This window comes from Aidingimonas halophila (assembly GCF_900106955.1).
Lineage (GTDB): Bacteria > Pseudomonadota > Gammaproteobacteria > Pseudomonadales > Halomonadaceae > Aidingimonas > Aidingimonas halophila.
Map to the genome: position 1 here is coordinate 1 of NZ_FNNI01000015.1, position 5,631 is coordinate 5,631.

Here is a 5,631-nt window from a genome sequence, read left to right on the forward strand (position 1 = left end):
TCCAGGCCGGCCAGCAGGTGGTGCTGGAAGCCGGCGACGAACTCACCCTCAACGCCGGGGGCAGCTTCCTCAAGGTCGACGGCGGCGGCATCACCATCGGAGGCCCCAGCGTCAAGGTCAATGCCGGCGGCAGCCCCGGCTCGGGCACCGGGCAGAGCGCCCAGGCACCGCTGCGGCCGGGTGAAGCGGGCGAAGAAACGCATGAGGCGATCGAGCCCATTACTCACGAGGCTCTGCTGTCAGCGTCGGCCGAGGAGGCCAGCGTCGTGCAGCTCTGCCAGAAGCAGAGCGATGGCAGTTGTCCCCTGGCGGACTGCCCGTGTCGTAACAGGTCGGATTGATGCGCTATTCGTTGGGGCTGCCGGAGGCAGCAGGGCGGCGTTACTGGCTGGTGGAGACCGCCAGCCTGCCGGAGCACGAGGTGTTGCGTCGATTTTACGAGGCGGTAGAGTCTCCCGCGTTTCGCTGGCTCTACGAAGGAACGACCCACGATGCTCTGAAGGATGCCGGTCCGATCCTGCTGGACGTGACCGAGGCGCCGGCGTTTCTGGCCGAGTGGCTGGACGCCTGGGGCGATCTGGCGTCGGTCGTCATCGATGCACCGCTGCCGATCGGTGAGATGCAGGCGCACCTGGCCGGCTTCGTCACGGCACGACTCGAGCCGGAGGGCGAGGGGTTGCTGCGCTTTCATGAGCCGATGGTACTGCACCTGTTGCTGGGGGAAGGGCTGCTGAGCCGGGCCTACCGGTCTGCCATGCTCGGCAGCGGTTCGCGCTGGCATTGGCCGATCTGTCGATGCCATGACGGCTGGCTATTCGAGTCCGCCGCGTCGGGCCAGGCCGAGGTGGGCAGCGCGCCCTTGCCGGTGACGCTCACGGCGGAAACGGTAGGGCGTCTGTCCGGACTCCAGCAGCTGACGCGGCTCATGCCGGTGCTGGCCGAGGCGCTGGACCGCCATGCGTTGCACGGGGACGACGACAGCATCTCCACGCTGTGGCGGGAGCTGGAACACTACTGGCATGGCGTGATCGCACAACGCCTTCCGGTGCGCAAGGCGGTTCAGGCGCTGGCCGAGGCCGAACGAGACGCCGCCTCGCTGCACGAATTCCGCGCTCGCATGCAACGGCTGGCATCCACGGAATAGCCAGGCCATCAGGGAATGAGGAAACAGGGAATGTCATCGAATCACGCCTGCCGCCCCCGCAAGCTCTATCTCGAGATCACCGGTCGCCACGCCGATAACGAGCAGAATACCTATGCGCTCTATCGGGACGATCAACGCGTCGAAGCGCTGGCCGAAGATCGTGCCTCCGAGGGGCGCTATGGGCCCATCGTCGAGACCGCCGACGAGTATCTGGAAGACGAGCTGGCCGATGTTCGCCTCGTGCAGTGCGTCGGCGACATCGAGATCGAGCTGTTGCCAGAGGGCGAGGTCACCCGGACCGGCCTCGTCCCCAAGCGGCGAGACTTTCAGCACCACCTGATGGTCTCCTGCGTGCCGATGCAGTACCTGGATCACGAGGAGATCGCCGCCGGCCCTTGCCGTGGTGGCTTTCTGTACGTGTTCCTCGACGGACGCCTGATCCGTGAGCTGGCCATCCGCGTCGAGCCGGGCAAGGCGCCGGTCTTCATCGATAGCGATGTGGCGGGCTATCGCCGACAGGGTGAGGTGCCGGTGGTGCGCGAGTATACCGGGCCTGAGCTTTCAAACCTGCACCTGCCGTTGCGCCTGGATGGTGAGACGGCGGACGTGCGCCTGGCCTATTCGGACCACCCCTGGCCTTGGGCGCATGTCATCGAGCTCGAAGCCGAGCCGACGCGCATCGGGCAGCGTGCTCAGCCGTTGCCACTGAACACCACCGCCGTGGCAGCCATGCTCGACGGTAACCTGCGCAACCAGTATGAGTATGGTCTGGAGATGGGCCGCGATGAGACGCAGGGCAAGGCAGCCCTGGAATGGCTGCCGCCCATGCGCGAGCGCGACCCGCTCTACGAGCAGGCCAGGGGCAGCGCTCGCGACTATCTGGAAGATGTCTCGGGAGAGCGTTGGGCGGGGCTTGTCCAGCAACTGGAGGATGAGCGGGCCTTCTTCGAGTCCGATGAGCAAGAGGCATCGGTGCCGGAAATCGATATGCGCCGCCGCCAGCGGGACTTCGCCCCGGCCCTGAGATCGACCCTGGTACAGCAGTGGAACAACGCTCGCCGCAGCGACGAGGACCGTGCCGGCGATGCCTCGCTCACCCTGATCCCGGCACCGGAAAGTGGTGAGGATGTGTTGGCGCCGCTCAGGGACCAGCAACTGTGCGCAATCTTCCTGCGCGACCCGAAACTGGCCGTCGACCAGTTGATCGGCGACATCCAGGCTAGCCAGGAACTGCTCTGGGTGCTCTCCGAGGGCATGAAATACCACCCTCATGGCAAGTCGGCGGAACTGGTGCTGGCCAACTGCTTCATGCCAAACGGCCCCGATGGCCAGGAGAATCCGGTCTACCTCGACGAGTGGTTCGATAGACGTCTCGATCGTTCCCGGGAGAGCCTGTTTGCCCGCTTGACCAAGGAAGAGGAACGTCGTCTGACTCGCCTGCGCATCGACGAGCGACTGACGTCGCTGGTCGAGATGCTTGAGGATGCCTCGCCAGGTGCCTTCGGTGCTGCACTACGCGATGCCATGCCCTTCGACGATATCAATCACCTCGAACCCTATGCCTGCCTGTCGCAATGCCTCGATCCGCTGATGGCGGGCATGGATTGCCTCGACCCCAAGGCCAACCCTGAAGAAGCCGATACGCTTCAGGCGCCGCCCAGGTGCCGCCAGGCGCTGGATGCGCTATTCCTCGAGGCGTCGCACCCCCTGGCCTATCTGTTGTTCGCGCCCGAAAATCGGAAAGACGACGGCTGGGGGGCGACCTATGCCCGCGACCTGACCAAAATCACCCAGGGCGGTACCCGGGTGGCTGACCAGGCCGGCGACGTGGCCACGCCGACGGGCGACGCATTGATCGCCCACCAGCAGCGCCTCGACGAGGAGGCCGGCGATCTCGGGCTGGCCATGAGTCAGGTGCGCACTGCCCTGAATGGCACGGAAGCCGTGGCGACTGCCGTGCTACCCGGTTTGCTCACTGCCTGGTCGCGCAACAAGCTGGGCGAGCAGCGGATCTCCCTGACCTTGGCCTCGGATCTCGCCGATCTCAAGGGGGCAATGATGGGAGGGCTGCCCATTCGGGTGACCGACCGGAATGGGCGTATCGTCATGATGCTGCCCGATGAGATTCGCCCGCTGATCGAGGAGATGGCTCAGGGAGGCGTCGCCCTTCAGGCGGCTTCGGCGAGTAATGCGCTGGGGGGCGAAGCGGTCGCCAGTTCCGCCGCCGCCGCTCGGCCGCATCGGGTGTCGGGGCAGGTGACCAGCGAGCAAGCCTATCGTTGGACCCAGAGTGGCTATATCGGGCTCTGGTCGGGGTTGGCGGTGCTGGAGACGTACAATCTGGTTTCAAGCATTGGTGACGCTCTGCAAAAGGGGACTGCTGAAAACCTTCTTAAAGCAGCTAGTGCCACCATTGATGCTTCCTTGCTGACCTTGCAGGGCCTTAAGCTGGCCAATGTTCGCTGGGGTTGGGCCATCCAGGCCAATCAGTTTCTTGATATACGCTTTATCACAGATGTGGACTGGCGTAGAGCTATGGGCCAGGCCGGCCAGGTCCGAGGGGGGATGGCCTTTGGTGCTGGGCTCTTTACGGCAACACTGGTGGCTATCGATGCCTACCAGCTCTCTCAACGAGGGCTGAAAGACTCGGCAAAGTGGACGGCGGGCGCCAGTGGTGCGATTGCCGTAGGTAGTTACGTTGGCTCCGGCTATGGCCAGGGATTGGCGAACGCCGCCAGGATGCAACTGGTGCGTAATCGTTTCCTGAACGGCCTGCTGGGACTGGTGGGCACGCCGCGGCCGGTGCCGGCGATGCTGGTCAGCCTCGGAGTGGCGCTGGTCTGCCAATACATGGCGACCAACAGTCGTGACGACCGCTTTTCCCTCTGGGTGCGCTATGGCCCCTTCGGACATGAGCGGGATGAGCTGGCCGGCCGGCTCCGGGATTTGGCTGAGGACGCCGAGGGCGATGCGCGCCAGGCAGACAAGCGCGATTACCTTGCCTCTCTCCGCTCGGCATCGCCCAACGAGGCATATGTCCAGCTATTGCAGGGGCTTTTCCAGGCCCACTTCGAGTTGGTGCTGCCTCGGGGTCTGATCGATATCGATCCCCGCTTCCGCGACTGCGATATCGCCATCCGCCTGACCTGCCCTGCATTGCGCTATGGCGAGTTCTCCTTGTCTATCCCCCATCTGATGGCCGGGTACTCGGCCCCGGTGCCGGATAGGCGGTTCACCTATCAGTATGCGCCCATGGACCGACGTCGGCTCCTGGTAGAGGCTGATCGGCGAGACCCCGACGATCCCACGGTGAGATATCTTGGCCTGAGTTTGCCGGAGAAGTGGCGGCGAATGGGCGTGCCCAGAGTGCCGGGGTTCGGCGACGTGCCCGCCGACTGGCTCGCGGCCAATCAAGCGAGCTTCCGCCATGAGCCCGAGTTTCAGAATGCCTACCATCGAGGGGAGTCGCTGGTACGGCTGCGCCTGGAAGACGTCGAGGGCGAGGGGACCATCGATTATTGGGACCCCGCCGAGCGAAAACATCGGGCATTGAACGACCGGGTCAGTCTGCTGGCGCAGCCGGCAAGCCTGACCTGGCGCTGGAACAAGCAAGGAGGCAGGACATGACCAACGCTGCGCAGCCGGAAGAACAGGAAGGATACGAGGAGACGGCCTTCACGGCCGACCGCATCCCGCGCCAGGCGCCGCCGCCACCCAAGGGAAAACTGGGCAAGCTGGGTGATGCCTTCGATATGGCGCGCCTGCCCTGGGGACACTATATCGGCGTCAACCCCTCTGAGTTTGAGTATGAGTATTCAGGGTCTTGGTATCGTGAATATAAATACATGGGAGAGGAAGATTATCATGATCACAGCATGATCAATGAAATGCGCTGGTCTCAGTTTGTCGACGAAGACATCAGCTTGATCTATCGCTTCTTTCGCTTCTGGTTCGTTTTCTGGACGCACCTTCTTAGTTTTATTGGCCCTGGAGGAGGAAAGGGGGGGGGGTGGTTTATTTCAGCAATAGGTGTATTTGTTTTGCTCTTGTTGTTGGTTTCTGCCTTTTTTGTAAACCCAGATGAGCCATTTCCATATGATGGGCTTTTGGTTCCGTTGTCTTTTTTTTTACTCTGTGGTGTGGCAACCATATTTAAAGGTCTATTTGAGAAATACAGCATCCTTTTCTACAAGAGCAACAAGAACTGGTCGAATGATGTCGCCTTCTGTCGACGCTCCGGCCTGGTCAAGAGCTTCCAGGGCAACTTTCCTTTCTACGAGTTCGATGCCTTTATCGAAATGAGCGCGGACATGAAGGGTAACCAGTACCATACCCTCAAGGTGCGCCACCGCTATCCGCAGTTCAGCAAGGACAAGCGCAGTGGCTTGCCGTTGGAGTTCACCTTCCCCACCGATACCGGCAGCATCGCCGAGCGCTACGCCATGTGGGACATGCTGAGCCGTTATATGGACGTCAGCCAGCCGCTG

At 62.7% G+C, this 5,631-nt stretch carries 2 protein-coding genes and 2 pseudogenes; all 4 read left to right on the forward strand.

Annotated features, from left to right (window positions below; translation table 11 throughout):
- A pseudogene (locus BLW01_RS18195) lies at positions 1 to 341 on the forward strand (DUF2345 domain-containing protein); the annotation flags it as partial.
- Positions 341 to 1,144 carry a DUF4123 domain-containing protein gene (locus BLW01_RS18200; RefSeq protein ID WP_092572442.1) on the forward strand — a complete coding sequence of 268 codons (804 nt, stop codon included), beginning with the start codon at positions 341 to 343 and terminating at the stop codon, positions 1,142 to 1,144. The pseudogene BLW01_RS18195 and the gene BLW01_RS18200, both read left to right, overlap by 1 nt.
- Positions 1,145 to 1,174: 30 nt before the next feature.
- The gene (locus BLW01_RS18205) at positions 1,175 to 4,771 is read left to right on the forward strand and encodes a hypothetical protein (protein WP_092572444.1); all 3,597 of its coding nucleotides are present in this window, start codon (positions 1,175 to 1,177) and stop codon (positions 4,769 to 4,771) included.
- A pseudogene (locus tag BLW01_RS18210) lies at positions 4,768 to 5,631 on the forward strand (hypothetical protein); the annotation flags it as partial. The gene BLW01_RS18205 and the pseudogene BLW01_RS18210, both read left to right, overlap by 4 nt.

What these genes read in the sequence shown, in the direction of transcription:
- BLW01_RS18200 (WP_092572442.1), top strand. Translation starts at nt 341, where the DNA reads ATGCGCTATTCGTTGGGGCTGCCGGAGGCAGCAGGGCGGCGTTACTGG.
- BLW01_RS18205 (WP_092572444.1), top strand. Translation starts at nt 1,175, where the DNA reads ATGTCATCGAATCACGCCTGCCGCCCCCGCAAGCTCTATCTCGAGATC.